The 24,662-nt window shown below is 67.4% G+C and carries 22 protein-coding genes; 9 read left to right on the forward strand and 13 right to left on the reverse strand.

Annotated features, from left to right (window positions below):
- Positions 1-167: 167 nt before the first annotated feature.
- The 10 genes from ACQR1Y_RS17480 to hutI all read right to left on the reverse strand — a co-directional run bounded on the left by ACQR1Y_RS17480 (position 168) and on the right by hutI (position 12,387).
- Entirely contained in the window at positions 168-311 is a 144-nt protein-coding gene (locus ACQR1Y_RS17480; protein WP_434856051.1) for a hypothetical protein, read from the reverse strand.
- Positions 312-412: 101 nt separating this feature from the next.
- Positions 413-1,453: a phytoene/squalene synthase family protein gene (locus tag ACQR1Y_RS17485; RefSeq protein WP_434877513.1), complete on the reverse strand. Its 1,041-nt coding sequence runs from the start codon at positions 1,451-1,453 to the stop codon at positions 413-415.
- A complete protein-coding gene (locus tag ACQR1Y_RS17490; protein WP_434877514.1) occupies positions 1,450-2,988 on the reverse strand; it encodes a phytoene desaturase in 1,539 nt (512 codons plus the stop codon). The genes ACQR1Y_RS17485 and ACQR1Y_RS17490 overlap by 4 nt, the downstream gene beginning before the upstream one ends.
- A 51-nt stretch (positions 2,989-3,039) precedes the next feature.
- The gene (gene bchO / locus ACQR1Y_RS17495) at positions 3,040-3,945 is read right to left on the reverse strand and encodes an alpha/beta fold hydrolase BchO (protein WP_434877515.1); all 906 of its coding nucleotides are present in this window, start codon (positions 3,943-3,945) and stop codon (positions 3,040-3,042) included.
- A 33-nt stretch (positions 3,946-3,978) separates the two neighbouring features.
- The gene (locus ACQR1Y_RS17500) at positions 3,979-4,947 is read right to left on the reverse strand and encodes an alpha/beta fold hydrolase (protein ID WP_434877516.1); all 969 of its coding nucleotides are present in this window, start codon (positions 4,945-4,947) and stop codon (positions 3,979-3,981) included.
- A 135-nt stretch (positions 4,948-5,082) separates the two neighbouring features.
- Entirely contained in the window at positions 5,083-6,822 is a 1,740-nt protein-coding gene (locus ACQR1Y_RS17505; RefSeq protein ID WP_434877517.1) for a magnesium chelatase subunit D, read from the reverse strand.
- Entirely contained in the window at positions 6,819-7,865 is a 1,047-nt protein-coding gene (gene bchI, locus ACQR1Y_RS17510; RefSeq protein WP_434877518.1) for a magnesium chelatase ATPase subunit I, read from the reverse strand. The genes ACQR1Y_RS17505 and bchI overlap by 4 nt, the downstream gene beginning before the upstream one ends.
- Positions 7,866-7,948: 83 nt before the next feature.
- Positions 7,949-9,619 carry a urocanate hydratase gene (gene hutU, locus ACQR1Y_RS17515; RefSeq protein ID WP_434877519.1) on the reverse strand — a complete coding sequence of 557 codons (1,671 nt, stop codon included), beginning with the start codon at positions 9,617-9,619 and terminating at the stop codon, positions 7,949-7,951.
- A gap of 9 nt (positions 9,620-9,628) precedes the next feature.
- Positions 9,629-11,176 (reverse strand): histidine ammonia-lyase, encoded by a 1,548-nt coding sequence (gene hutH, locus ACQR1Y_RS17520; protein WP_434877520.1) that lies wholly within the window; start codon positions 11,174-11,176, stop codon positions 9,629-9,631.
- Complete coding sequence (gene hutI / locus ACQR1Y_RS17525; RefSeq protein WP_434877646.1) at positions 11,173-12,387, reverse strand: imidazolonepropionase; 1,215 nt, start codon at positions 12,385-12,387, stop codon at positions 11,173-11,175. The genes hutH and hutI overlap by 4 nt, the downstream gene beginning before the upstream one ends.
- 88 nt (positions 12,388-12,475) lie before the next feature.
- On the opposite strand from hutI, the gene ACQR1Y_RS17530 reads away from it, so the two are divergent.
- The 5 genes from ACQR1Y_RS17530 (at position 12,476) to ACQR1Y_RS17550 (ending at position 17,400) form a co-directional block, all read left to right on the forward strand.
- Entirely contained in the window at positions 12,476-13,834 is a 1,359-nt protein-coding gene (locus ACQR1Y_RS17530) for a formimidoylglutamate deiminase (RefSeq protein ID WP_434877521.1), read from the forward strand.
- Complete coding sequence (gene hutC / locus ACQR1Y_RS17535) at positions 13,831-14,568, forward strand: histidine utilization repressor (RefSeq protein ID WP_434877522.1); 738 nt, start codon at positions 13,831-13,833, stop codon at positions 14,566-14,568. The genes ACQR1Y_RS17530 and hutC overlap by 4 nt, the downstream gene beginning before the upstream one ends.
- 130 nt (positions 14,569-14,698) lie before the next feature.
- Complete coding sequence (locus ACQR1Y_RS17540; RefSeq protein ID WP_434877647.1) at positions 14,699-15,643, forward strand: ABC transporter substrate-binding protein; 945 nt, start codon at positions 14,699-14,701, stop codon at positions 15,641-15,643.
- A 201-nt stretch (positions 15,644-15,844) separates the two neighbouring features.
- Positions 15,845-16,618, forward strand: coding sequence for an ABC transporter permease (locus ACQR1Y_RS17545; protein ID WP_434877648.1), 774 nt, complete (start codon positions 15,845-15,847; stop codon positions 16,616-16,618).
- Positions 16,615-17,400: an ABC transporter ATP-binding protein gene (locus ACQR1Y_RS17550; protein ID WP_434877523.1), complete on the forward strand. Its 786-nt coding sequence runs from the start codon at positions 16,615-16,617 to the stop codon at positions 17,398-17,400. The genes ACQR1Y_RS17545 and ACQR1Y_RS17550 overlap by 4 nt, the downstream gene beginning before the upstream one ends.
- A gap of 325 nt (positions 17,401-17,725) precedes the next feature.
- Here ACQR1Y_RS17550 and ACQR1Y_RS17555 read toward each other — a convergent pair whose 3' ends face one another.
- On the reverse strand, positions 17,726-18,013 hold the full coding sequence (locus ACQR1Y_RS17555) for a hypothetical protein (RefSeq protein ID WP_434877524.1): 288 nt from the start codon (positions 18,011-18,013) through the stop codon (positions 17,726-17,728).
- A 17-nt stretch (positions 18,014-18,030) separates the two neighbouring features.
- Positions 18,031-18,792, reverse strand: a complete 762-nt coding sequence (locus tag ACQR1Y_RS17560; protein WP_434877525.1) for a DUF899 domain-containing protein — start codon at positions 18,790-18,792, stop codon at positions 18,031-18,033.
- Positions 18,793-18,877: 85 nt separating this feature from the next.
- Between ACQR1Y_RS17560 and ACQR1Y_RS17565 the strand changes: the two genes are divergently transcribed.
- Together ACQR1Y_RS17565 and ACQR1Y_RS17570 are read left to right on the forward strand one after the other, a co-directional pair.
- Positions 18,878-20,098, forward strand: coding sequence for a helix-turn-helix domain-containing protein (locus ACQR1Y_RS17565; protein WP_434877526.1), 1,221 nt, complete (start codon positions 18,878-18,880; stop codon positions 20,096-20,098).
- Positions 20,099-20,131: 33 nt separating this feature from the next.
- Positions 20,132-20,773: a Vgb family protein gene (locus ACQR1Y_RS17570; protein WP_434877527.1), complete on the forward strand. Its 642-nt coding sequence runs from the start codon at positions 20,132-20,134 to the stop codon at positions 20,771-20,773.
- Between the two features lie 37 nt (positions 20,774-20,810).
- Here the strand turns inward: ACQR1Y_RS17570 and ACQR1Y_RS17575 are convergent, their stop codons facing one another.
- Positions 20,811-21,950, reverse strand: coding sequence for a hypothetical protein (locus ACQR1Y_RS17575; RefSeq protein ID WP_434877528.1), 1,140 nt, complete (start codon positions 21,948-21,950; stop codon positions 20,811-20,813).
- Positions 21,951-22,159: 209 nt separating this feature from the next.
- On the opposite strand from ACQR1Y_RS17575, the gene ACQR1Y_RS17580 reads away from it, so the two are divergent.
- Positions 22,160-22,981, forward strand: a complete 822-nt coding sequence (locus ACQR1Y_RS17580) for a sugar phosphate isomerase/epimerase family protein (protein ID WP_434877529.1) — start codon at positions 22,160-22,162, stop codon at positions 22,979-22,981.
- 39 nt (positions 22,982-23,020) lie between these two features.
- Positions 23,021-24,658: an ABC transporter substrate-binding protein gene (locus ACQR1Y_RS17585; RefSeq protein ID WP_434877530.1), complete on the forward strand. Its 1,638-nt coding sequence runs from the start codon at positions 23,021-23,023 to the stop codon at positions 24,656-24,658.
- The last annotated feature ends 4 nt before the right edge of the window (positions 24,659-24,662 follow it).

Genomic DNA, 24,662 nt, shown 5'->3' on the forward strand with positions numbered 1-24,662 from the left:
CGACGCGTTCCCGTCTGTGTCGCGATCACTGACGCCAATCGCTGTTTGAGCCGTGAATCCTTCTCATCCTCCCAGACAAGCCACGACGTGCAACATCGCGGCGATCCGGGCCTGCTACGACGCTGCACAATGCAGCGCGGCAGCGACGTCGCGTCGGCGATCTCGGCCTACTGCTTCTCCGCCTCGCGTTCTCTGGCCTCGCGTTCGGCGCGCTGGCGGTCGAGGCGGCGGCCTTGCCATTCGAGCGCGAGCCAGCCGAGCACGCAGAGCGCGACGACGACGAGTTCGAGCAGGCCGCCCATCTCGCTCATGGCGTCTCACTCACTTGACGTCTCTCTCCTCGGCGCCTCGCTCACACCGTCTCACCGATCATGGCCGACGTCCGCGCCTCGTCAGCGCCGGCGTCGTCATGTCAGGACAGCCGGCCGGAGCGCAGCAGTTGATCGCGGCGCTCCAGGCGCTCGAACAGGTCGATCACCCACAGCGCGCGGTCGCGCATCGTGCGCTGCGGCGCCGGCAGCGCATGCGGACGCTGCGCATCGGCGGCGACGACGGCGTCGATCAGCCCGCGCGCCTCGGGACGCAGCGGCGCCAGCGACGGCTGCGGCTGCAGCAGCGAGACGGCCGCCGCCTTGCCCAGCAATTGCAGCTTGCGCGCCGCCGAGACGACGGCCCGCCGCGACAACGAATCGAACTCGGCGCGCGCGACCTCGCGGCCGATCTCGGCATAGATCAGCCGCGCCGCATGAATGCCGGGCCGGCAGGCCCAGGGCAGATCGGCGATGCCGGCGGCTGCGCGGGCATAGAACACGTCGGCGACCGCGAGCAGCCGCGCGGTGACGCGCGCGACCCGGTCGTCGAAGAACGGCGCGGCGCGCCAGGTCTCGACGTCGAGCCCCGCCTCGCGCAGCCATTGCCGCGGCAGATACAGCCGGCCGGCGCGGGCGTCCTCGCCGACATCGCGGGCGATGTTGGTGAGCTGCATCGCGATGCCGAGATCGCAGGCGCGCCCGATCGTCTCGGCGTCGCGCCGGTGCATCAGGAGCGACATCATCACGCCGACCGTGCCGGCGACGCGGACGGCATAGGCAAGCACGTCGCTCAAGGTCTCGTAGCGGCGGCCCTGCGCATCCCAGGCGAGGCCCTCGAGCAGCGCCTCCGGCAGCGCGCGCGGGATCGCGAACTCCGTCACCACGCCGGCCAGCGCTCGGTCGACGGGACTGTCGTCGGGACGGCCGTCATAGATCCGCTCGAGCCGCTCGTGCAGCACCTCCACCGCATCGACGCGGCGGCCGGGGCCGTCGATCGCGTCATCGGCCTCGCGGCAGAACGCATAGAGCGCGATGGCGGGATCGCCGACCGATCGGGGCAAGACCTTCGACGCGGCGAAGAACGTCTTCGACCCGCCCTGCAACATCCGCCGACAGATCGCGATGTCCGCTTGCCAGTTCATCGTCGCTCCAGCTCATGCGGGGCCGGCACGAGATCATCGAGCACGCGCGCCGAAGACAGCACGCCCGGCAGCCCGGCGCCGGGATGCGTGCCGGCGCCGACGAGATACAGCCGCTCGATCTCTTCGCTCTTGTTGTGCGGCCGGAACCAGGCGCTCTGCAGCAGCACCGGCTCGAGCCCGAACGCCGCGCCGCGATAGGACGACAGCCGATGCTCGAAATCATCGGGTGTCAGCAGCCTGGACGTCACGATCTGCCCGGCCAGATCCGGCAGCAGAGACTCGCTGAGCGCCGCCTCGATCCGCTTGCGGAACGGCTCGGCGGCAGAACGCCAGTCGATGCCGCTCTCCTGATGCGGCACCGGCGACAGCACGTAGAACGCGTCGCAGCCGTCGGGTGCCAGCGAGGGATCGGTCGCGGTGGGGCGATGCAGATAGAGGCTGAAATCGTCCGCCAGCACCTTGCGGCGGAAGATGTCGTCGAGCAGCTCGCGATAGCGCGGGCCGAGCAGGATGGTGTGATGCTCGACGTCGTCATAGCGGCGCTTCGTGCCGAAATACCAGACGAACAGGCTCATCGAGTAACGCGCGCGGTCGATGCGCGCATCGGTCCAGCGCCGGCGCGCGACTGATGGCAGCAGGTGCTTGTAGGTCCAGGCGGCGCAGCCGTTGGACACGACGACATCGGCGGCGATGGTCTCGCCGGATTTGAGGCGCACGCCGGTGGCGGCGCCGTTCTTCGTGGTGATCTCGGCCACGGGCGCCGAGCAGCGCACCTCGCCGCCCAGCCCTTCGATCAGGCTGACAAGCCCGCTGACCAAGGCGCCGGTGCCGCCCATCGCGAAATGCACGCCCCAGCGCCGTTCGAGATAGGCGATCAGGCAATAGATCGAGGTGGTCGTGAACGGGTTGCCGCCGATCAGCAGCGGATGAAAGCTCAGGATGATGCGCAGCCGCTCGTCGCGGACATGCTGAGACACCAGGCCATAGACCGAGCGGAAGCTCTGCAGCTTGATCATCGCCGGCGCGATCTTGAGCATGTCCGTGAAGGAGAGGAACGGCACGTCGCCGAGCTCCTCGAAGCCCTTCTTGAAGATCGCCTCGCTCGCCATCATGAAGCGCTCATAGCCGTCGACATCGCCGGGCGAGATTCGCGCCACCTCGGCGCGCATCGCCGCCGGGTCGGCCGAGCAGTCGAAGATCGTGCCGTCGTCGAAGCGGATGCGATAGAATGGCGAGATCGGCTTCAGCGTGACGTCGTCGGACATCCGCCGGCCGCAGAGCTGCCACAGCTCCTCGAACAGGAACGGCGCGGTGACGATGGTGGGCCCCGCATCGAAGGTGAAGCCGTCCTGGCGATGCACATAGGCGCGGCCGCCGGGCGCATCGAGCTGCTCGAACACGGTGACGCGATAGCCGCGCGCGCCGAGCCGCACCGCGGCCGCAAGGCCACCGAAGCCGGAGCCGATCACGACCGCATGCGGCCGGTCTCCGAGCGCAGCCGGAACAGCGGCCTTGATGGTGGAGACGTCGAGCATGGCCGAAAGCGTAAATTGAAATTGACGTTTTCGCCAGTCAAAAATGTCAACCTAGTTTGACATTTCCTGCTGCGCCGCGAGCACGCCGGCACGCTCCGCGGCGACGAAGATCAGCTCCGCGATCCGCCCCGGCTGCTCCTCGTGCGCCAAATGCCCAAGCCCATCAATGAGTTCGAGCTGCGCCTGGGGCACCAATTGGCGGACCCGCCGGGCCACGTCGGGCGGAATGGCATGGTCGCGGGTCGCGGCGACCAGCAGCAGGGCCGTCGTCAGACGCGGCAGGTCGCGGACCAGCGGATGCAGGTCCCAGTTCGCCATCATCTCCAGCGCGGCGGCGACATGGCCGGGGCTGCCGACGAGGCGGCGATACAGCCGCTCGCCAAGGGCATCGAGCGTGGAGCCCGTGCCCTTCAGCAGCCGGTGCACCGCCGCCGGATCGCGGCCGCGCCAGGCGAACAGCCGCGGCACCAGCGGGTTGAGCGCCATCATCTTGGCCAAAGGCGAGAAGAACTGCGCCGCGGGTCCCCCGAACGGCAGATAGGCGCCGTTGAGGCTGACGATCAGCTTCGGCGCGATCAGGCCGTCGAGCGTCATGCGGGTGAGGATCGCGGCGCCCGCGGAATGGCCGATCGCGATCGCCGGAGCGATCGCGAGCTTGTTGCACAGGACCGAAAGGTCACGCGACATGCCGTCGAGGGACAAGCGCTGCCAATGCGGCGTCGAGGTGAAGCCGTGACCGGAGAGGTCGGGCGCGACGACCGTGAAGCGCTGCGCGAGCAGCGGCGCGAGATCGCGCCAGGAATGGGTGGCCGCTCCCGTGCCGTGCGCCAGCAGCGCCACGGGCCCCTCGCCCATCACCTGCACATGCCAGCGCAGCCCGGCCGCGTCGACGAAGCGGCTGGCCGTCCGGTTCGGCCAGTCGCTGCCATCGACGCTCCAGTTCGGCTTGTCACTCATGCCGGCCCAAGGGGTTGGACGCGGCCGTCGAGCTCAAGCACCGGCCGCACGCGTCAGGAAATCATCGTAGCCCGCGACGACTTTATCAAGCTGCTCGAAATGGGGCATGGCGCCGGTCTGCATCACCTGGATGGTCCAGTTCGGCAGGCCCTCGACGGCGTGCTTGCCATGGTAATCGACGAAATCGCCGCGCACGCCGTGCACCATCCACACCGGCATCGCCAGCGCCTGGTAGAGCTTCAGGGCGTGGACGCTGAACATGTAGCCGGAGACGAAGGAGTATGGCGCATTCTCGGCCCCCGGCTGGTGAGTGGTGACGTAGTCGTATTCGAGCAGGCCTTCGTCGATGTCCTTGCGGCCGAATGTCTTGCGCAGAAAGAAGCGAATGCTTGCACGTGATGTCAGCAGCGTAAAGAAGCGGTGTTTCCATAGCGGCACGGTGAAGATCTTGCGCAGCCAGGGCATCGCGCGGGTTGCATTCTTGTCGCCGCCGCCGTTCTTGGCTGCCGCCTCGGCGCGGCGGTCGAACCCCGTCGGGCTCAGCAGCGCGAGCGTGCGAAACAGGTTCGGCGCCTCGGTGCCGGCGCGCGCGGCGAACTCGCAGCCGAGCGACAGCGCGATCGCATCGAGGGCAACATCGCCGTGACGGCGACGGATCTCGTTGGCGGCGAGCAGGATTGCATCAGTCATGATGCGCGGGGTGTAGATGCGGTCGGCGCGATCCGACAGGCCGAAGCCCGGCAGGTCGAGCGCATAGACAGGACGGTGCTGGCGATAGTGCTCGAACAGCGGCTTCATCTCATAAGCGGTGGCCGCGGCGTTGACGCTGTGGATCAGCAGCAGCGGGCGCTCGGTGGAGCCCGCGGGACCATCGGCGTAGCAGGTGATGCGGCCGGTGCGGGCATCGGCGAGCTCGAAGTGATGCGCCGCCAGCGGCGGTGGCATCGTCACGGCACGCGCAACGGCCGCGTGATCACTCTGTGTGGTCGAGGCCACCTGCATGGCGTGCTCCTGTGTGACGGAATAATGTCGAAAGACGCGATCATGCTGCCGACGACGTGGCCGAGCATAACGATGACCGGACCGCTTGTCAGTCGTCGTTGGGAACGCCGCTTGACGGCGCGTGTTCCACCGGGTTCAGCCGCGGCCAGCCTGCGCCATCACGGCCTGCGACAACCGTGTCGCATCGGCGTGAGGCAGCGCGACGTAGCGGGCCTGCATGGCCGCCGCGAGTTGCGCCGCCTTGTCCTGCGGCCGCGGCGAGGAATCGACCAGCACGACGGGAATGCCGGTGAGCGCGAGCTGCTTTGCTGCGACCAGCGCCTCCGCCTCGGCCTCGCTGCGGCCGCCGCCGTCGCGCGCGACATTGGCGCGGCCGTCGGTCATCAGCACGATCGTCGGCGCCTGTCCCTTGGCCTTCACGGCAAGCGCAAGCTCGGTCGCGGCGAAGATCGCCGCCGACAACGGCGTGCCGCCGCCGCCGGGCAAGCCGGCAAGGCTGCGCTTGGCGCGCGTCAGCGATCGGGTCGGCGGGAGCAGCAGCTCGGCCGACCTGCCGCGAAACGCGATCAGCGCCACCTCATCGCGGCGGATGTAGCACTCGGCGAGCAGCAGTTCGACCGCGCCCTTGACCTCCGCCAACCGCTGCAGGGCCGAGGAGCCGGATGCATCGACGACGAAGATCGTCGTGGTGCCCGAGCGCTGCTTGAAACGGGTGATGCGAATGTCGTCCTTGTGGACGATGAGGCGGCCGCTCTTGCCCAAGCGTTGCGCCCGTCGCCGCAACGGCTGCCACGGCGCCGCCGCGCGCAGAGTCTCGAGCACGTTGAGCCGCGCCCCGGCGCGCCACTCGCCACGCCGCGCGCCGATCGGACGGCCGCGCTTCGGCGCCTTCTGCGCCGTGCCTTGCCGACCCGCGCTGCTCGCCCGCGCCCGTATCGCGCGCTCGTCCTGCAGGCGCTTCAACAAGTCCGCGGGAATGGCGGCCTGCGCCGCGTCGAGCACGCGATCCTCGAGCGGGCCGTCATTGCTGCGATCGTCCTCCGCGCTCTCGGCCTTGTCGTTCTGCGGCTCCGGCGCGTGGTTGTTCTCGGCGTCATCCTCCGTCGCAGGCAAGCGTGTGGCGCGGGGTGCCAGCACAAGCCGCGCGGCACAGGCGATGTGGGACTCGGCGACGGCCGTCTCGCCATCGAGCGCCGCCGCGATGCGCGCCATGCGACAGGCCAACAAAGGCGCGCGAAGCGAGTCGATGCCGAGCGCGATGGCCGTCGTCGTCAGCGCGCCGATCGCGTCGTCAGACAGCCGGACCTGCGGCAACAGCACGCGTGCCGCTGCAATGTCCGACGATTTGAACAGGCTCTCGCCGAGATCGGCGCGGGCCACCATGCTGAGATCGACATGGCAGGCGAGGCGATCAGCCAAGGCAGGCGACCCCCGCTCATCGCCAATGCCTTCATCGAGCGCGATCAGGCCCAAGCGCGCTGGCGCGCGCAACGACAGGCCATCGCGCTCGATGCTGATCGCTCCGGTGTCGAGCGCAGCGCAGAGATGCGCTGTCGTCGATGCCGCCATGCGCTCGGCCATCACGGCGATCAGCACGCCGCCATCGGCCTCGGCGAGCAGCCCGCGCTGCATCACTGGACGCCCCGCCTGCAGCGTCGCGGCGAGATCGAGACCGCCGAGCAGGCGGTCATCGGAGATCGACGGCGGCAGCTTGCGGAGCTGTACCGACGGCGGCATCAGCTCGCGCAGCAGATCGAGCCACTGCTCGCGCACCGGCCCTGCCCCGGCGCGCAGCAGCACCGACGCGGAGGGATCGATCGCGGCCAGCGCGGCCGCGATCATGGCATCGGTCCAGATCGCGGCGCCGTCGCTCACGACGCAAACAGCTCGGCGAGCGCGCGCTCGACCCGCACCGACGAGCCGGAATCGTCGAGCGGATTGCGCCTGAGACGGTGCCGCAACGCCATCGGCGCGACCGTCTTCAAATGCCCGTCATCAACCGCGTTGGCGCCGTCGAGCGCCGCCGCCGCCCGCGCCGCGCGCATCAAGGTGAGCTCGCCGCGCAAGCCATCGGTGCCGAGCGCCATGCACAGCCGTGCCGCATTCTCCAGCTCGCGATCGGCAACCTTGACCGAGCCGATGTGCTCGCGCGCGGCAAGGATGCGCTTGCGCTGCTTGACCTCCTCCTTCTCCCAATGCGCTACGAAAGCGGTGGAATCGGTCTCGAACGCGTCGCGGCGCTTGATCACCTCGATGCGCGTCGGGAGGTCGCCGGGCGTCTTGACCTCGACAGAGAGCCCGAAGCGATCAAGCAGTTGCGGCCGCAGTTCGCCCTCCTCCGGATTGCCGGTGCCGACCAGCACCAGGCGTGCAGGATGGCGGATGCTGAGGCCGTCGCGCTCGACGACGTTCTCGCCGGAGGCAGCGACGTCGAGCAGCAGATCGACGAGATGATCCTCCAACAGGTTGACCTCGTCGATGTAGAGGAAGCCGCGGTTGGCACGCGCCAGCAGTCCGGGCTCGAACGACTTCTCGCCATGCGCCAATGCGCGTTCGAGATCGAGCGCGCCGACGACGCGATCCTCGGTGGCGCCGAGCGGCAGATCAATGACCGGCACCGGCACCTCATGCGCCTTCAACGGCGCAGGCTTCTTGCCCTTGCCGCTCGGCTTCGATCGCGCGCGGCATTCGGCGCATTGCCCGGCGGCATCGGCCGGGTCGCATTGGTAGGGACAGCCGACCACGGCGCTCATCGGCGGCAGCAGCGCGGCCAGCGCGCGCACCGCGGTGGACTTGCCGGCGCCGCGGTCGCCGAAGGCCAGCACGCCGCCGACCTTGGGATCGACGGCGGCGATCATCAGCGCCAGCTTCATCTCGTCCTGGCCGACGATGGCCGAGAACGGAAAGGCTATTCCCATGAGCGTCCCCTGCATCGCGGCGTCTCGGCCGCGTTGGCGGTATGAGACCACAATCAGGGGCCGCTCTTCAACCCGTCAACGCTTCAGCGGGCAAGACTCGGCAGATCGAGCCCGTTGGCCTCGGCGCAGGCAATGGCGTCATCGTAGCCCGCGTCGGCATGGCGCATCACGCCGGTCGCGGGATCGTTCCACAGCACGCGCTCCAGCCGCCGCGCCGCGTCATCCGTGCCGTCGGCGACGATGACCATGCCGGCATGCTGCGAATAGCCGATGCCGACGCCGCCGCCATGATGCAGCGACACCCAGGTCGCGCCGCTGGCGCAATTGAGCAGCGCGTTCAAGAGCGGCCAGTCCGACACCGCGTCCGAGCCGTCCTTCATCGCCTCGGTCTCGCGATTGGGGCTCGCCACCGAGCCGGAGTCGAGATGATCGCGGCCGATCACGATCGGCGCCTTCAGCTCGCCGCGCGCCACCATCTCGTTGAAGGCCAGGCCGAGGCGATGGCGGTCGCCGAGGCCGACCCAGCAGATCCGCGCCGGCAGGCCCTGGAACTTGATGCGCTGCCGCGCCATGTCGAGCCAGTTGTGAAGATGCTTGTTGTCGGGCAGCAGCTCCTTCACCTTGGCGTCGGTCTTGTAGATGTCCTCGGGATCGCCCGACAACGCCGCCCAGCGGAACGGGCCGATGCCGCGGCAAAACAGCGGACGGATATACGCCGGCACGAAGCCAGGGAAATCGAACGCGTTGGCGAGGCCCATGTCCTGCGCCATCTGGCGGATGTTGTTGCCGTAGTCGAGCGTCGGAATGCCCATGGCGTGGAAATCCAGCATCGCCTGGACATGGCCGACCATAGATGTCTTGGACGCCTGCTCGACAGCCTTGGGATCGGAGGCGCGCTTGGCTTCCCACTCCGCGAGCGTCCAGCCCTTCGGCAGATAGCCGTTGATCGGATCATGCGCGCTGGTCTGGTCGGTGACGATGTCCGGACGCACACCGCGGCGGACGAGCTCGGGAAAGATCTCGGCGGCATTGCCGAGCAGGCCGACGGACACAGCCTTCTTGGTCTTGGCGGCCTCCTCCATCAGCGCCAGCGCCTCGTCGAGCGAGGCGGCCTGGCGATCGAGATAGCCGGTGCGCAGCCGCATCTCGATGCGGCTCGGCTGGCATTCGACGGCGAGCATCGAGGCGCCGGCCATCGTGGCCGCGAGCGGCTGTGCGCCGCCCATGCCGCCGAGGCCCGCGGTGAGAATCCATTTTCCGGCGAGATCGCCATTGTAGTGCCTACGGCCGACCTCCACGAACGTCTCGTAGGTGCCCTGCACGATGCCCTGGCTGCCGATGTAGATCCAGGAGCCGGCCGTCATCTGGCCGTACATCATCAGGCCCATTTTATCGAGCGCGTTGAAGTGATCGAGCGTCGCCCAATGCGGCACGATGTTGGAATTGGCGATCAGCACTCGGGGCGCATCCTTGTGGGTGCGGAAGATGCCGACCGGCTTGCCGGACTGCACCACCAGCGTCTGATCCGCCTCGAGCTTGCGCAACGACGCGACGATGCGATCAAAGCTGTCCCAGTCGCGCGCGGCGCGGCCGATGCCGCCATAGACGATGAGCTCGCTCGGCTTCTCGGCAACGTCGGGATCGAGATTGTTCATCAGCATGCGCAAGGGCGCTTCGGTGAGCCAGCTCTTGGCGCTGATGTCGCTGCCATGGGGGGCGCGGATCACCCGTTCATTGTCGAGACGTCGGTTCATGGGTCCCTCTCATCCAAGCCTGGGAAACGGATCGCGTCCGAGTGAATCGGCGGCTGCGCGGGCCAACGCCCCGGCTGTGACGAGCGCGGCGGCCTTGGCAAGATCGTCCGCCATGTAGCGGTCGCTCTCCAGCGCAGGCACGTGCACGCGCAGCGCGCCGATCACGGCGGAGAGCGCGGCGCTGGTACCGTGCGGCACGCGCAGCTCGATGCCTTGCGCGGCGACCAGCAGCTCAATGCCGATGATGTGCGCGAGATTGTCCGCCATGTCGTGCAATCGCCGCGCCGCGTGCGCGGCCATCGAGACGTGGTCTTCCTGATTGGCGCTGGTCGGCGTGGAGTCGATCGAACACGGCAGCGCGCGCTGCTTGTTCTCGGCGAACAGCGCCGCCGCGGTCACCTCGGCGATCATGAAGCCGGAGTTCAGGCCGGGCTCCGGCGTGAGGAACGGCGGCAGGCCGAAATTCAGCGCGGGATCGACCAGGGTCGCGATGCGCCGTTCGCTGATGGCGCCGAGTTCGGAGAGCGCCAGCGCGATCTGGTCGGCGGCGAAGGCCACCGGCTCAGCGTGGAAATTGCCGCCGGAGATGATCTCGCCGGTCTCGACCAGCACCAGCGGATTGTCGGTGACGGCGTTGGCTTCCGTGACCAGCGTGCGCGCCGTCTGGCTCAGCAGATCGAGCGCGGCGCCGGCGACCTGCGGCTGGCAGCGCAGGCAATATGGATCCTGCACGCGCTCGTCGCCTTCGAGATGCGACAGCCGGATGGCGCTGCCGTCGAGCAGCTCGGTGAGCACGCGGCCGGCTTCGATCTGGCCGGGATGCCCGCGCAGCGCCTGGATCTCAGGACGGAACGGCGCGGTGGACGCCATCGCGGCGTCGACAGAGAGCGCCCCCGTCACCAGCGCGGCGTTGAGCAGGTCATGCGCGCGGAACAGGCCAGTGAGCGCATAGGCCGTCGAGAACTGCGTGCCGTTGATCAGCGCCAGCCCTTCCTTCGGACCGAGCGTGACGGGGCTGAGACCGGCGCGCACCAGCGCGTCGCGCCCGGCAACGAGGCGGCCGTCGACGAAGGCCTGTCCCTCGCCAATCATCACCGCGGTCATATGCGCGAGCGGCGCGAGGTCACCGGACGCGCCGACAGACCCCTGCTGCGGAACAAACGGCATTACGCCCTGCGCCAGCATCGCCTGGAGCTGTTCGATGATCTCACGCCGCACGCCGGAGGCGCCGCGGCCGAGCGAGATGATCTTCAACGCCATCATCAGGCGGACGACCGGCTCGGGCGTCGCAGGACCGACGCCGCAGCAATGCGACAGGATCAGGTTGCGCTGCAGTTGCGCGGTCTGGTCGGGCGGAATGCGCTTGGAGGCCAGCTTGCCGAAGCCGGTGTTGATGCCATAGACCGGCTCGGCGCCTTGCGCGGCTTTGGCGACGATCGCCGCGGCGGCTTCGACGCGCGGCCAATACGCGGTATCGAGCGTGAGCGATGCGCCGGCGTAGACGCGCGCGAGATCATCCAAGCTGACGCGGCCCGGCTCGGCGATGATCGTGCTCATTGCCCTCTCCAGACACGCTGATGCAGCGGATTGAAGCCCATGCGATAGACCAGCTCCGCGGGGCGGCCGATGTCCCAGATCGCGAGATCACACCATTTGCCGGCTTCGAGCGTGCCGGTGTCAGCTAACAGACCCAAGGCACGCGCGCCCTCGCGCGTGACGCCGGCGATGCATTCGTCGACCGTCATCCGGAACAGGGTCGCGGCCATGTTCATGGTCAGCAGCAGCGAGGTCAGCGGCGACGAGCCGGGATTGCAGTCGGTGGCCAGCGCGAGCTTCACGCCGTGCTTGCGAAACAGCTCGACCGGCGGCTTCTGCGTCTCGCGAATGAAGTAGAACGCGCCGGGCAACAGCACGGCGACGGTGCCGGCCTTCGCCATGGCCGCAGCACCGGCGTCGTCGGTATGCTCCAGATGATCGGCCGACAGCGCGTCGAATTCGGCCGCGAGCGCGGCGCCGCCGAGATTGGAGAGCTGATCGGCATGCAGCTTCACCCGCAGGCCGAGCGCCTTGGCCGTCGCGAAAACGCGCGACGTCTGCGCAGCTGAGAACGCGATGTTCTCCATGAATGCGTCGACCGCATCGGCGAGGCCCGACTTGGCAACCGCCGGCAGCATCTCGTTGCAGACGAGATCGATGTAGCGATCCTTGTCGCCGCCCGCCTCGACCGGCAGCGCATGCGCGCCGAGGAAGCTGGTCCGGACGTTGACCGGCCGCTTGCCGCCGAGAGCGCGCGCTGCGGATAATTGTCGCAGCTCCGTCGCCGTCTCCAGGCCGTAGCCCGACTTGATCTCGATCGTGGTGACGCCTTCGGCAAGCAGCGCATCGAGCCTGGGCAATGAGCCGGCGATCAGCGCCTCTTCGCTGGCGGCGCGCGTGGCGGCCACGGTCGAGACGATGCCGCCGCCGGCGCGCGCGATCTCCTCGTAGCTGGCACCGGCCAAGCGCAGCTCGAACTCATGGGCGCGGTCGCCGCCATAGACGAGATGGGTGTGGCAATCGACAAGGCCCGGCGTGATCCAGCGTCCCTCGCAGTCGATCCGCTCGGGCGTATCGGCGTCGGCGGCAAAGTCCGGTTTCGGGCCTGCGAAGGCGATACGGCCGTCACGCGCCGCGATCACCCCCTCCTCGATCACGCCGAGGCCCGGCTGCCCCTCGCGCAGGGTCGCGAGCCGCGCATTCTGCCAGATCCGGTCGAAACGCTGGGCCATGCGGCCTCCCACCTTCACGAAAGCTTGACGGGCGATATGTCTATACATAAACTCGCTTCCGTCGTGCTGTCCAGCGGGTTGATCGATCATGGCGTCACTGCACTTCGCATCCGCGCTTCTGCCCACTGGCTGGGCCGAGGACGTGCAGGTCGTCATCTCCAACGGCGCGATTACATCGGTCTCCGCCGGCGTGGCTCCGACCTCCGACGACGAGCAGCATGAGGTCGCTCTCCCCGGCATCGCCAGCCTGCACAGCCACGCGTTCCAGCGCGGCATGGCAGGGCTTGCCGAGATCAGCGGTCCCTCGACCGACACGTTCTGGACATGGCGCGAGACGATGTATCGCTTCGCGCTGTCGATGCGCCCCGAGGATGTCGAGGCGGTCGCGAGCCTGCTCTATGTCGAGATGCTCGAGCGCGGCTTCACGCGCGTCGGCGAATTCCATTATCTGCACCACGATCGCGACGGCACGCCTTACGCAGATATCGCCGAGATGGCGGGCCGCATCGCGGCGGCTGCCCAGACCTCCGGCATCGGCCTGACCCTGCTGCCGAGCTTCTACGCGCATGGCGGCTTCGGCGGCGCGGCGCCGCATGACGGCCAGCGGCGCTTCATCTGCGACGTCGATCAGTTTGGCAAGCTGCTGGCAGCGTCGCGCAGGGTGATCAGTTCACTCGCCGGCGCCAATCTCGGCATCGCGCCGCACAGCCTGCGCGCCGTCGCGCCGGATGAACTGAATGCGCTGCTGCCGCTTGCCGAAGGCGGCCCGGTTCACATCCACGCCGCCGAGCAGGTCAAGGAGGTCGAGGACTGCCTCGCCTGGTCGAGCCAGCGCCCGGTGCAATGGCTGCTCGATCATCACGACCTCAATAATCGCTGGTGCCTGATCCACGCGACTCATATGACCGCGGATGAAACGGCGGCGCTCGCGCGGAGCGGCGCGACGGCCGGTCTGTGTCCGGTCACGGAAGCCAGCCTCGGCGACGGCATCTTCCCGGCACGCGATTATTTGCGTGCGGGTGGGCGCATCGGCGTGGGCACCGACTCCAACGTTCTGGTCGGCGTCGGCGATGAATTGCGCCAGCTCGAATATGGCCAGCGGCTGACGCACCGCGAGCGCAACGTGCTGACGTCAGGCCCGGCTGCGTCGACAGGCCGCACGCTGTTCGATGCCGCGCTGGCCGGCGGCGCGCAGGCACTGGCGCAATCATTCGCCGGCCTGCAGGTCGGCGCCCGCGCCGACCTCGTCACGCTCGATCTGTCGCATCCGTCGCTCGCGGGGCGGACCCAGGATGCGCTGCTCGATGGCTGGATCTTCGCGACGTCGCACGGCGCCATCGACTGTGTCTGGGCCGGCGGCGCCAAGGTCGTTCAGGGCGGCCATCATCGCTCACGCGAGGCCGCGCGGCGCGGCTTCAACACGGCGGTGCGGAGGCTGCTCGCATGAGCCTCGCCGAGGATCGGACCAAGCCCGGCGCGGGCACGCTCTACAAGACGATCCGCCAGGACATCGAGCGTCGCATCCTCACCGGCGAATGGCCGCCCGGCCACCGCATCCCGTACGAGCACGAGATCATGGAGCACTATGGCTGCTCGCGCATGACCGTGAACAAGGCGCTGTCGGAGCTCGCCCAGGCCGACCTGATCGAGCGGCGCCGCCGTGCCGGCACGTTCGTGCGGCGTCCGCAATTCCTGTCAGCGGTGCTGAAGATCCCCGACATCCGCGCCGAGATCGGGGCGCTCGGCCGCGCCTATGGCTATGAGCTCATCTCATCCGCGCGCCGCACCGCCAGCGCCGCCGATCGCGAGCGCCTTCGCGTCAAGACGCCGTGCAAGGTGATCGCGATCCGCTGCCGCCATAGCGCCGATGGCCTGCCGTTCGCGATCGAGGACCGCCTGATCGATCTCGACGCCGTGCCCGATGCGGCGAAGGCCAATTTCAAGATCGACCCGCCGGGCTCGTGGCTGCTGCATCACGTGCCCTGGACCGAGGCGGAGCATGCGATCAGCGCCATCATTGCCGACGAGGCGATCGCAGCTGGCCTCGGCATCGCCGTCGGCGCGCCCTGCCTCGTCATCGAGCGCCACACCTGGCGCCAGGGCCAGCCGCTTACCGCTGTCAGGCTGGTCTATCCCGGCGAACAGCACCGGCTGGTCGCGCGCTTCAGAGGCAGCGAATGAGCATGGCGATCGCGCCGGATCTGAGCACGAGATTTGCAAGCCAGCGGACAGCTCTTGCAGAGACATGCGGTCATCGCGGATTGCCGCGGACCGCTCCGACGATTTCTTTCAACAGGAGAGGATGATGAAGATGCGCACACTTGGACGATTTGCCATGACGGCCGCGCTGCTGGCCTCCACTTCGGCATTCGCCGACGATGTCAAGGTCGGCATCGGCATTTCCGGCTGGACGGGCTTTGCGCCGCTGACGCTGGCGAAGGAGGCCGGCATCTTCAAGAAGAACGGCCTCGACGTCACCATCAAGAAGATCCCGCAGAAGGATCGCCATCTCGCGATCGCCGCCGGCGACGTGCAGTGCGCGGCGACCACGGTCGAGACCTGGATCTCCTGGAACGCCAACGGCGTCGCCACCAAGCAGATCTTCCAGCTCGACAAGAGCTACGGCGCCGACGGCATGGTCGTGCGCAATGACATCGCCTCGATCAAGGACCTGAAGGGCAAGACGGTCGCAGCGTCTGCGCCGGGCACCTCGCCCTATTTCGGACTGGCATGGATGCTGAAGAAGAACGGCCTGACGGTGAAGGACGTCACCGTCGTCAACATGGAGCCCGGCCCGGCCGCGCAGGCTTTCGTCGCCGGCCAGAACGATGCGGCGATGACCTACGAGCCGTATCTCTCCACCGTGCGTGCCGCGCCCGACAAGGGCAAGATCATCGCCACCACGCTGGACTATCCGATGGTGATGGACACGTTCGGCTGCACGCCGAAATTCCTGACCGAGAACCCGAAGGCCGCCAAGGCCCTCGCCGACAGCTATTACGAGGCGCTCGACATGATCTCCAAGGACCAGGCCAAGGCCTATGAGATCATGGGCGCCGACGTGAAGCAGAGCGGCGAGCAGTTCGGCAACTCCGCCAAGTACCTGCGCTGGCAGGACAAGGCGGCGAGCCAGAAGTTCTTCGAGACCGAGTTCAAGACCTTCAACAAGGAGGCCGCGGAACTGCTGCTCGAGGTCGGCATCATCAAGCAGATTCCGAATGTCGACGATCTGTATGATGCGAGCTTCATCAAGTAGGCGCTGAAGCCCGCGCCACACGATCCGTCATTGCGAGCGAAGCGAAGCAATCCAGGGGCCCCCCCTGAAACTCTGGATTGCTTCGTCGCTTCGCTCCTCGCAATGACGACGTTGAAGCATTCTGCCTGAAAAGTGCGTGCAGCCCCTCTGACGCGCCGATCTTCGAACGACCTGCACGAACCCACGAAAGCCTTCTCCGTGATCCGACCTCTCGACCCCGTCAGCGCCCGATCTCGAATAGCGCTCGGCCTCGCCTTCTTCGTGCTGTTCGTCGCTGCGTGGTCGCTGGCGACGTTCGGCGGCTATGTGTCGAAGACCTTCCTGGCCGATCCCCTGACCATGCTGCGCGAGGGCTGGGACCTGCTCGTCAAGTTCGGCTTCCTCTACGACATCGGCATGACGGTCTGGCGCGTCGTCGGCGGCTTCGTGCTCGCAGCCGTCATCGCCGTTCCGCTCGGCCTCTTGATGGGCGCGTACAAGCCGATCGAGGCGTTCCTCGAACCGTTCGTCTCCTTCGCGCGCTACCTGCCCGCCTCCGCCTTCATCCCGCTGCTGATCCTGTGGGCCGGCATCGGCGAGTTGCAGAAGCTGCTGATCATCTTCATCGGCTCGGTGTTCCAGATCATCCTGATGATCACCGTCACCGTCGGCAATACCAGGCGGGACCTCGTCGAGGCCGCTTACACGCTCGGCGCCAGCGATCGCGGCATCATCGCCCGCGTGCTGCTGCCCTCCGCCGCGCCTGACATCGCCGAGGTGCTGCGGCTCGTGCTCGGCTGGGCCTGGACCTATGTCATCGTCGCCGAGCTGATCGGATCGTCCTCCGGCATCGGCCACATGATCACCGACAGCCAGGCGCTGCTCAACACCGGGCAGATCATCTTCGGCATCATCATTATCGGCCTGATCGGGCTGATCTCGGATTTCCTGTTCAAGGCGTTCAACGCCTGGCTGTTCCCGTGGAAGCTCGCATGACCACGCTCGTCATCGATCAGGTCACCCGCACCTTTCCGGCCCGCCAGGGCCACGCGCCGACGCGCGCCCTCGAACCTGTCGCGCTCACCATCGGCAACAACGATTTCGTCACCATCCTCGGCCCGTCCGGCTGCGGCAAGTCGACTTTACTGCGCATCGTCGCCGGGCTCGACCATCCGACCAGCGGCAAGGTGCTGCTCGACGGAAGCGAGGTCAAAGGCCCCGGCGCCGATCGCGGCATGGTGTTCCAGTCCTACACGCTGTTCCCGTGGCTCACCGTACGCGAGAACATCGCCTTTGGCCTGCGCGAGCGCGGGGTGCCGGAGGACAAGCGCAACGCCATCGCCGACCGCTTCATCGAGCAGATCGGCCTGAAGGGGTTCGAGAACCACTGGCCCAAGCAGCTCTCCGGCGGCATGCAGCAGCGCTGCGCGATCGCGCGCGCGCTTGCTAATGATCCAAAGATCCTGCTGCTCGACGAGCCGTTCGGCGCGCTCGATAACCAAACGCGCGTGCTGATGCAGGAGATGCTGCTCGGCATCTGGGAGCGCGACCAGAAGACGGTGCTGTTCGTCACCCATGACATCGAGGAAGCCATCTTCCTCGGCAGCCGCGTGCTGGTGATGAGCGCCCGCCCCGGCCGCATCAAGGCGGATATCAAGATCGACCTGCCGCATCCGCGCTCCTACAAGATCAAGACCTCGCCGGAGTTCGTCGCACTGAAGGAGCGGCTGGTGGAGGAGATTCGGGCGGAGGCGTTGAAGGTGGCGGCGGAGGCGTGAGGTGCCGCCTTAGGGGCGACGACGGTTCGGGCATGTAATCTCGCCCGAAGTGATTTCTAAGGAAACAGACCCCTCACCCAACCGAGTTTACCGATCTTTCCTACATGCCCTCTCCCACAAGGGGCGAGGGCGCAGTAATTGGCACCGCGCCGGCTCAAACCGAGAGTTTTAATTTCCAACGATCGCTGCGACAAGACTGCCCAATACAGCGCCCTCGCCCCCAAGGCGAAGCGAAGCTTCGCCAGGGTGGGAGAGGGCATCGCCGGCCGATCCGCGGGCTCGCTCGGGTGAGGGGTCTCTCTCCGAGAGCAGAGCTGCCCGACAACTAATTGACATGCTGCCGCACTCGTCCCTCGTCTAACTGAGACCTCGGAGCCCCCCGTCGCATCCGCCTCACCCACGGCACCAGGTGAAACACGCTCATCAGCAGATACATCACCGTCATGTCGCCGAGCGGGGCGCCCGCCGGCATGGCCGAGCAGATCACGTCTGCACGGCCATCACGAGCCATGGCGTTCAGCATGGCCATCAGCGCGAACGTCGGCGCCGCGGCGAGGCGCAGGGCATCGGCGAGGTCCGGCATCACGCGCCGCTTGGACAGGTTAAACGCCATGGCACCACTCCATGCTCTCAGCGCGCCGCGTATTCGTCGCGGCGGCGCCACCACACGCCCTGCTCGTTGCGGCCCTTCGGCGCGCGGTCGAGCCACTGATAGGCGCCCCACAGGCCGTCGAGGCCGCGGGCGTAGGCCGAGTAGGTGTGATAGACGACGCCGTCCTCGATGATGAACGCGCTCATGCCCGGACGATCGCGCATAAAGGTCGCGCCGTCGGTGCCGGCGCCGGCGGCGATCTCCGCCACCATGGCCGGCACATCCGACGCGCCCACCGCCGGGCTGGTGCGGTAGTTGTATTCGGTGCCGCCCTGGCGCTGCTGCTCCTCGGTGATCGCGACGTCGAAGTCGAAATTGAAGTCGCTGCTGGCGGAGGACGCCCACGGGAAGCTCCAGCCCATGCGGGCCTTGTACGCCTTCAGCTTCGCCAGCGGTGCCCGCGACACCGCCCACAGCATCACGTCGTGATTGGCGAGATGGACCTGAAAGCCGTTGAAGCCGTCGGCGATCATTGAGCAGGACGGACAGCCGGCCTTGAAGTCGGGCCCGAACATGAAGTGGTAGACGAGCAGCTGCGAGCGGCCCTTGAACAGATCGGGCAGCGCTGCGGGCCCCTCCTCCGTATCGAAGCGATAGCTCTTGTCGACGCGCACCCAGGGCAGTTCCTGGCGGCGTCGCGCCAGTTCGTCGCCGCGGCGGGTGTATTCCTTCTCGGCCTGCAGCAGGTCGAGCCGTGCCTTGAGCCAGTCTTCGCGAGTTCCGGTGAGGTGCATGGTCATATCCTTGATCCTTTGCGTGTTGACCGCGACTGAGACTAGGATCGGCGCGGGAGACACCGGGAGTGACAAGTGTGGCGGGATTTGCATGGACTCGCTGATCTCGGCCGCGGCGCAGGCGCTGGCCGCCGGTGATCCGCTCGGCGCACTCAATCGCGTCGCGTTGCGCGATGATCCGCCGGCGCTGGCGTTGCGCGGCATCGCGATGGCGCGGCTTGGTGAGACCGTGCGTGCAAAGGCGCTGCTGCGGCAGGCCGCACGCGCCTTCGGTCCCAGAGCGGCCATGGCGCGCGCGCGCTGCGTCGTCGCGGAGGCCGAGATCGCGTTGGCGGCGCGGGATCTGTCGTGGCCGACGAAGGCACTGGCCGAGGCACGCGAAACGCTCGAGCAGCACGGCGACCGCATCAATGCCGCCTACGCGCGAAGCCTCGAGATCCGGCGCATGGTTCTCATCGGACATCTCGACGACGCCGAGCGCGGACTGGCCGATCTCGATCCCACGCCGCTGCAGCCGGCGGCGCGCACCATCTATGAGCTGATCGTCGCCGGCCTGGCGTTGCGCCGGCTGCAGACCAAGGCGGCGCAGGCGGCGCTCGAACGAGCCGCGCGCACGGCTCGGCAGGCGCGCAGTCCGGAGCTGCATGCCGAGATCGAACGTCTCCTGGGAACGCTGTCCGCGCCAGCCGCGCGCTTGATCCAAGGAGCCGAGCAACGCCTGCTGCGGCTCGATGAGGTCGAAGCGCTGTTCCGGTCGGACAGCTTGATCATCGATGCCTGCCGGCTCGCGGTGCGCCAGGGCGGCCGCATCGTGCCGTTGGCGCGGCGTCCGGTGTTGTTTGCACTCGTCCGCAGGCTCGCGGAGGGAACGCCGGATGGTGTCTCGCGGTCTCAGCTGATCGCCGCGGCTTTCCGCGGCAAGGAGGCCGACGAGTCACATCGGGCACGCCTGCGCGTCGAGATCGGGCGTCTGCGTCAGCTCTTGAAGAACATCGCCGAAGTCAATGCGACGCGCGACGGCTTCGTGTTAACGACCCAAGGCGGTCACGGCATCGTCGTGCTGGCGCAGCCGATCGAGGACGAGAATGCCCCCGTGCTGGCCTGCCTCGCCGATGGCGAGGCGTGGTCGAGTTCCAGCCTTGCGCTGGCGCTCGGCTTGAGCCAGCGCACGGTGCAGCGCGCACTCGACGCGCTGGCGCTGTCGGGCAAGGTCCAGTCATTCGGCCGCGGCCGGGCGCAACGCTGGACCTGCCCGGTGGTGCCGGCATTCGCGACCAGCTTGTTACTCCCGGCGTGGTCTTCGTTCGATTAGCGTGCGGGCGTCAGTCGAGGAATGGAGCACAGCATGAGACGCGCACCGGCAGAGATCATCCGCGAATACGGCCCGTTCGACGGCGCCGATCGCGTCAATGGCGTCAGCTATGACGGTGCGCAGGTCTGGATCGCGACCGGCCCCAGCATCAAGGCGATCGATCCTGACGATGGCACGGTGCGCAAATCGCTCGACATGCCCTCGCATGCCGGCACCGCCTTCGACGGCCGGCATCTGTATCAGATCGCCGAGGATCGCATCCACAAGCTCGATCCGGACAGCGGGCGTGTGCTCGCGACGATCCCCGCGCCTTCCGGGGGCGGCGATTCCGGGCTTGCCTGGGCGGAAGGGTCGCTGTGGGTCGGCGCCTATCGCGATCGCAAGATCCACCAGATCGATCCGACCACGGGACAGATCCTGCGCAGCATTCCCTGCACGCGCTTCGTCACCGGCGTCACCTGGGTGGACGGTGAGCTGTGGCACGGCACCTGGGAGGACGATGTCAGCGACATCAGGCGCATCGATCCCGCGACCGGCGAGGTGCTCGATCAGCTCGACATGCCCGCCGGCACCGGCGTCTCCGGCCTGGAGTCGGATGGTGGCGACACGCTGTATTGCGGCGGCGGCGACAGCGGCAAGGTGCGCGCGGTCAGGCGGCCGAAACGCGCTGGGTAAGCTGCCACTTGCGGCCATGATGCCGGAGCGAGCCTGCCTACTTCGCGATCGACGTGAACGCCGCCTTGCGGAAGTTGGCGTTCGCCTCCTCGCGCGTCTGCAACTGCTGGCCACCGCCGCTGCCCACCGGCTTGGTCGGCGTGACGACAGAGAAGAGTACGAAGCCGCCCGCCTTGCGCGGGAAGATGAAGTATTCGGCGATGTCCGACTTCTCGCTGTCCTCGCAGGAGGACATGCCGCGGAACACGACGGCGCTGTCGACCAGCTCGCTGTTGCGCGCGGAGATGAACTTGCCTTTGCAGTCGCGGGCGTCGTTGCCGATGATCGTGGCCGCGACCTCGAGGCCGTCGACGTTGCGCTGCGGCGGCACGATGCGCACGAAGCCGGTGGCGTTGTCAGCCTTCCAGGCGACGCCGCCCGACGTCAGCCACACCGGGCGTTCGCCGCCGCCCAGGATCGCCGGATGCGACAGCGCGGCCTTGAGAATGAAGTTGGAGGCGATCTGCATCGCCTCGAGCTGCAGCTCGGGTGAGTCCTCCGCCGCGCGTGCCGGCTGCACGCTCGCGGTCGCTGCCGGCGCAGCCGCCGCAGGCAGTGCGGCCGGGCGCTGCGCCGCGGCCGCGTTGGGCTGCACCGTGAAGTTCGTCGCGGCTGCCATTCCGCCGGCATTGATGATGCGCACGCAATTGGCGAGCGACAGCAGCATCACGGAGGTGCCGTTGAGATCGAACTGGAACAGGTTGCCCTGCGCAAAAGCCGACATCGTCCGTGCCGCCCGGAACGTCTTGATCAGCGTCGAGTCGTTCGGCATCGGCACGACCAACATGTTGGCCGACCACACCGAGCCCTCGACATTGTAGGAGTTTCGCCCATCGAAGCTGAGCACGATGGGAAACTTCTGTCCCTGCGTGAGCGACCAGCCGGGATGGATGAACGCGAGCGCCCAATTGTAGGTCGGCAGCGCGAGCACGCCGAAACTGATGCCGCTCTTGTAGCTTGCGGACGCGATGCAGCTCGAGAACTTGCCGGTGTTGTCGTCGGTGTAGGCGCCGCCCGACCAGCCTGCCACTGAGATCGTGCCGTAAGGTCCCTTGGCATGCGCGGCCCCGAGCAGCGCGGCCGACGCCAGCGCCAGAACCGAAAGCATCGCCGCAAAGATCGCCCGCCGCACCGTCATCTGCCATCCCCCTTTTCGCCGCATTGTTGCAATTCCGGCGGCCACGTCAAGTAGATGCGCAAAGCGACCTGCTACCCAAGGGATAGAGCAGCTGCGACCGGTCGCGGGCTCATCCACACAACATGTCGCGGCAGCCGTCCACAGCCCTTCATGGGACCGTCATCGAACTCCGCTAGCGCTCACGAGGTCTGAAGCAAGGGATCTCGCCAATGTCCGTCACGCTGCCCGTCCTCGGTGCCGCCCTCTCCGTCAAATCGATTCCGGCCCATACCGACTGGCTGCTGGAGCGCCAGCGCGATCTCGAGATCCAGGACTTCTTCCGCGCCGATCTGCTCGACAGCGACTGGCGCGCCACCGCCAAGGAAATCAAGTCGATGCTGGACGGTCACACTGGCCGGCTCGGCATTCACGGCCCGTTCTGGGGCTTCACCATCGCCAGCCACGATCCGATGATCCGCCGCGCCGTGACCAAGCGGCTGCTGCAGGGCCTGGAAGTCGCCGAGTTTCTCGGCGCCACGCAGATGGTGATCCACTCGCCCTACACCACCTGGGACTACAACAACATCGACATGCTGCCGGACAATCGCGAGGCGCTGATCGAGCGCGTGCGCGCGACGCTGTCGGACGTCATCGCCTCCGCCGAGCAGGCCAATTGCGAGCTCGTGATCGAGAACATCGAGGACAAGAACCCGCTCGATCGCGTCACGCTCGCCAAGGCGCTGGGCAGCAGCAAGGTCCGGGTGTCGCTCGATACCGGCCACGCCAACTACGCGCATCACTCCACTGGCGCGCCGCCGGTCGATTACTATGTCGACGCCGCTGGCGACATGCTGGCGCATGTCCATTTGCAGGACACCGACGGTTATGCCGACCGCCACTGGGCGCCCGGCGAAGGCAATATCCGCTGGATCGCCGTGTTCCGCGCGCTGGCGAAGCTCTCGTCCAATCCGCGCCTGATCCTCGAACTGCGCAACCACGATCACGTCAAGGCAGGCGCGGCGTACCTCGCCTCGCTCGGCCTCGCTCAATAAGCAACCGCCTTTTTCCTGACAAGCTCAAGAGAGATTGCCATGACCAAGCTCACCCGCCGCGGCCTGCTCGGCGCCGGCGCCGCCATCGGCGGCAGCTTCATCCTGCCGCGCGTCTCGATCGCGCAAGCCGACAACCGTCCCTCCGTCACCATCGCCGTGCAGAAGGTGACGAATTCGAACGTGCTCGACGTGCTGCGCGAGCAGTCCAATGTCGGCGAGCGCGTATTCTATTCGTCGCTTTGGGAAGGCCTGATCTCGAAGAATTTCCGCGGCAATCTCGAAGCCGTCCCCGGTCTTGCGACCGAGTGGAAGCGGATCGACGACCAGACCGTCGAGCTGAAGCTGCGCCAGGGCGTCAAGTTCCACAACGGCGACGAGATGACGGCCGAGGACGTCGTGTTCTCGTTCAGCCGCGAGCGCATGTTCGGCGACAGTGAGGCCAAGAGCCGCTCGACCATCAAGGCGTTCGAGAAGATCCCGGCGCCGCGCCCGGGCAAGGAGCTGCCGCCGGACGTGATCGGCGTCGCCCGCCGCATCTGGCCGGACCTCGTCCGCGTCGATGCGATCGACAAATACACCGTGCGCTTCGTCAACGCGACGCCCGACGTCACCATCGAGGGCCGCCTGATGCGCTACGGCTCCGACATCATGAGCCGGCGCGGCTGGGAAGAGGCTGCGAGCTATCTCGACTGGGCTCGCAAGCCGATCACCACCGGCCCCTACAAGATCGTCGAGTTCAAGCCGGACGTGTCGCTGACGCTGGAAGCGCATGACGAGTATTGGGGCGGCCGTCCGCCGCTGAAGCGCATCCGCTTCGTCGAGGTGCCGGAAGTCGCGAGCCGCATCAACGGCCTTCTGTCTGGCGAATATCAGTTCGCCTGCGACATCCCGCCGGACCAGATCGCCGGCATCGAGAAGAATGCGGCGTTCGAGGTTCAGGGCGGCACCATTCTCAACCACCGCCTCACTGTGTTCGACAAGAACCATCCGCAGCTCGCCAATCCCCTGGTGCGCCGCGCCTTCACCCACGCGATCGACCGCCAGGCGATCGTCGACAGCCTGTGGGCCGGCCGCACCCGCGTGCCGAAGGGCCTGCAGTGGGAGTTCTACGGCGACATGTTCATCGCCGACTGGAGCGTGCCGGCGTTCGATCCGAAGCTGGCGCAGGATCTCCTGAAGCAGGCCGGCTACAAGGGCGACCCGATCCCCTATCGCCTGCTCAACAACTACTACACCAACCAGACCGCGACCGCGCAGGTGCTGGTCGAGATGTGGCAGGCGGTCGGCCTCAACGTGCAGATCGAGACCAAGGAAAACTGGTCGCAGATCCTGGAGCGCGGCGCCACCCGTGCGGTGCGCGACTGGTCGAACTCGGCCGCGTTCAACGACCCGGTGTCCTCGCTGGTCGCCCAGCACGGCCCGAACGGCCAGCAGCAGCAGGTCGGCGAATGGACCAACGCCGAGCTGAACAGGCTGTCGGAATTCCTGGAGACCTCGACCGATCGCGCGGCGCGCAAGAAGGCGTTCGGCCGCATGCTGGAGATCGCCGAGCGCGAGGACCCGGCCTACACGGTGCTGCACCAGAACGCGACGTTCACGGCGAAGCCGAAGTCGATCAAGTGGAAGGCCTCACCGGCCTTCGCGATGGACTTCCGCAACGGCAACTACGGAGCGTGATGCC

The organism is Bradyrhizobium sp. HKCCYLRH3099 (genome assembly GCF_051167855.1).
Lineage (GTDB): Bacteria > Pseudomonadota > Alphaproteobacteria > Rhizobiales > Xanthobacteraceae > Bradyrhizobium.

Bases quoted from the DNA above. Each gene is read 5' to 3' on its own strand.
- ACQR1Y_RS17480 (WP_434856051.1), bottom strand. From the start codon at position 311: ATGAGCGAGATGGGCGGCCTGCTCGAACTCGTCGTCGTCGCGCTCTGC.
- ACQR1Y_RS17485 (WP_434877513.1), bottom strand. From the start codon at position 1,453: ATGAACTGGCAAGCGGACATCGCGATCTGTCGGCGGATGTTGCAGGGC.
- ACQR1Y_RS17490 (WP_434877514.1), bottom strand. From the start codon at position 2,988: ATGCTCGACGTCTCCACCATCAAGGCCGCTGTTCCGGCTGCGCTCGGA.
- bchO (WP_434877515.1), bottom strand. From the start codon at position 3,945: ATGAGTGACAAGCCGAACTGGAGCGTCGATGGCAGCGACTGGCCGAAC.
- ACQR1Y_RS17500 (WP_434877516.1), bottom strand. From the start codon at position 4,947: ATGCAGGTGGCCTCGACCACACAGAGTGATCACGCGGCCGTTGCGCGT.
- bchI (WP_434877518.1), bottom strand. From the start codon at position 7,865: ATGGGAATAGCCTTTCCGTTCTCGGCCATCGTCGGCCAGGACGAGATG.
- hutU (WP_434877519.1), bottom strand. From the start codon at position 9,619: ATGAACCGACGTCTCGACAATGAACGGGTGATCCGCGCCCCCCATGGC.
- hutH (WP_434877520.1), bottom strand. From the start codon at position 11,176: ATGAGCACGATCATCGCCGAGCCGGGCCGCGTCAGCTTGGATGATCTC.
- hutI (WP_434877646.1), bottom strand. From the start codon at position 12,387: ATGGCCCAGCGTTTCGACCGGATCTGGCAGAATGCGCGGCTCGCGACC.
- ACQR1Y_RS17530 (WP_434877521.1), top strand. From the start codon at position 12,476: ATGGCGTCACTGCACTTCGCATCCGCGCTTCTGCCCACTGGCTGGGCC.
- hutC (WP_434877522.1), top strand. From the start codon at position 13,831: ATGAGCCTCGCCGAGGATCGGACCAAGCCCGGCGCGGGCACGCTCTAC.
- ACQR1Y_RS17540 (WP_434877647.1), top strand. From the start codon at position 14,699: ATGCGCACACTTGGACGATTTGCCATGACGGCCGCGCTGCTGGCCTCC.
- ACQR1Y_RS17550 (WP_434877523.1), top strand. From the start codon at position 16,615: ATGACCACGCTCGTCATCGATCAGGTCACCCGCACCTTTCCGGCCCGC.
- ACQR1Y_RS17555 (WP_434877524.1), bottom strand. From the start codon at position 18,013: ATGGCGTTTAACCTGTCCAAGCGGCGCGTGATGCCGGACCTCGCCGAT.
- ACQR1Y_RS17560 (WP_434877525.1), bottom strand. From the start codon at position 18,792: ATGACCATGCACCTCACCGGAACTCGCGAAGACTGGCTCAAGGCACGG.
- ACQR1Y_RS17565 (WP_434877526.1), top strand. From the start codon at position 18,878: ATGGACTCGCTGATCTCGGCCGCGGCGCAGGCGCTGGCCGCCGGTGAT.
- ACQR1Y_RS17570 (WP_434877527.1), top strand. From the start codon at position 20,132: ATGAGACGCGCACCGGCAGAGATCATCCGCGAATACGGCCCGTTCGAC.
- ACQR1Y_RS17575 (WP_434877528.1), bottom strand. From the start codon at position 21,950: ATGACGGTGCGGCGGGCGATCTTTGCGGCGATGCTTTCGGTTCTGGCG.
- ACQR1Y_RS17580 (WP_434877529.1), top strand. From the start codon at position 22,160: ATGTCCGTCACGCTGCCCGTCCTCGGTGCCGCCCTCTCCGTCAAATCG.
- ACQR1Y_RS17585 (WP_434877530.1), top strand. From the start codon at position 23,021: ATGACCAAGCTCACCCGCCGCGGCCTGCTCGGCGCCGGCGCCGCCATC.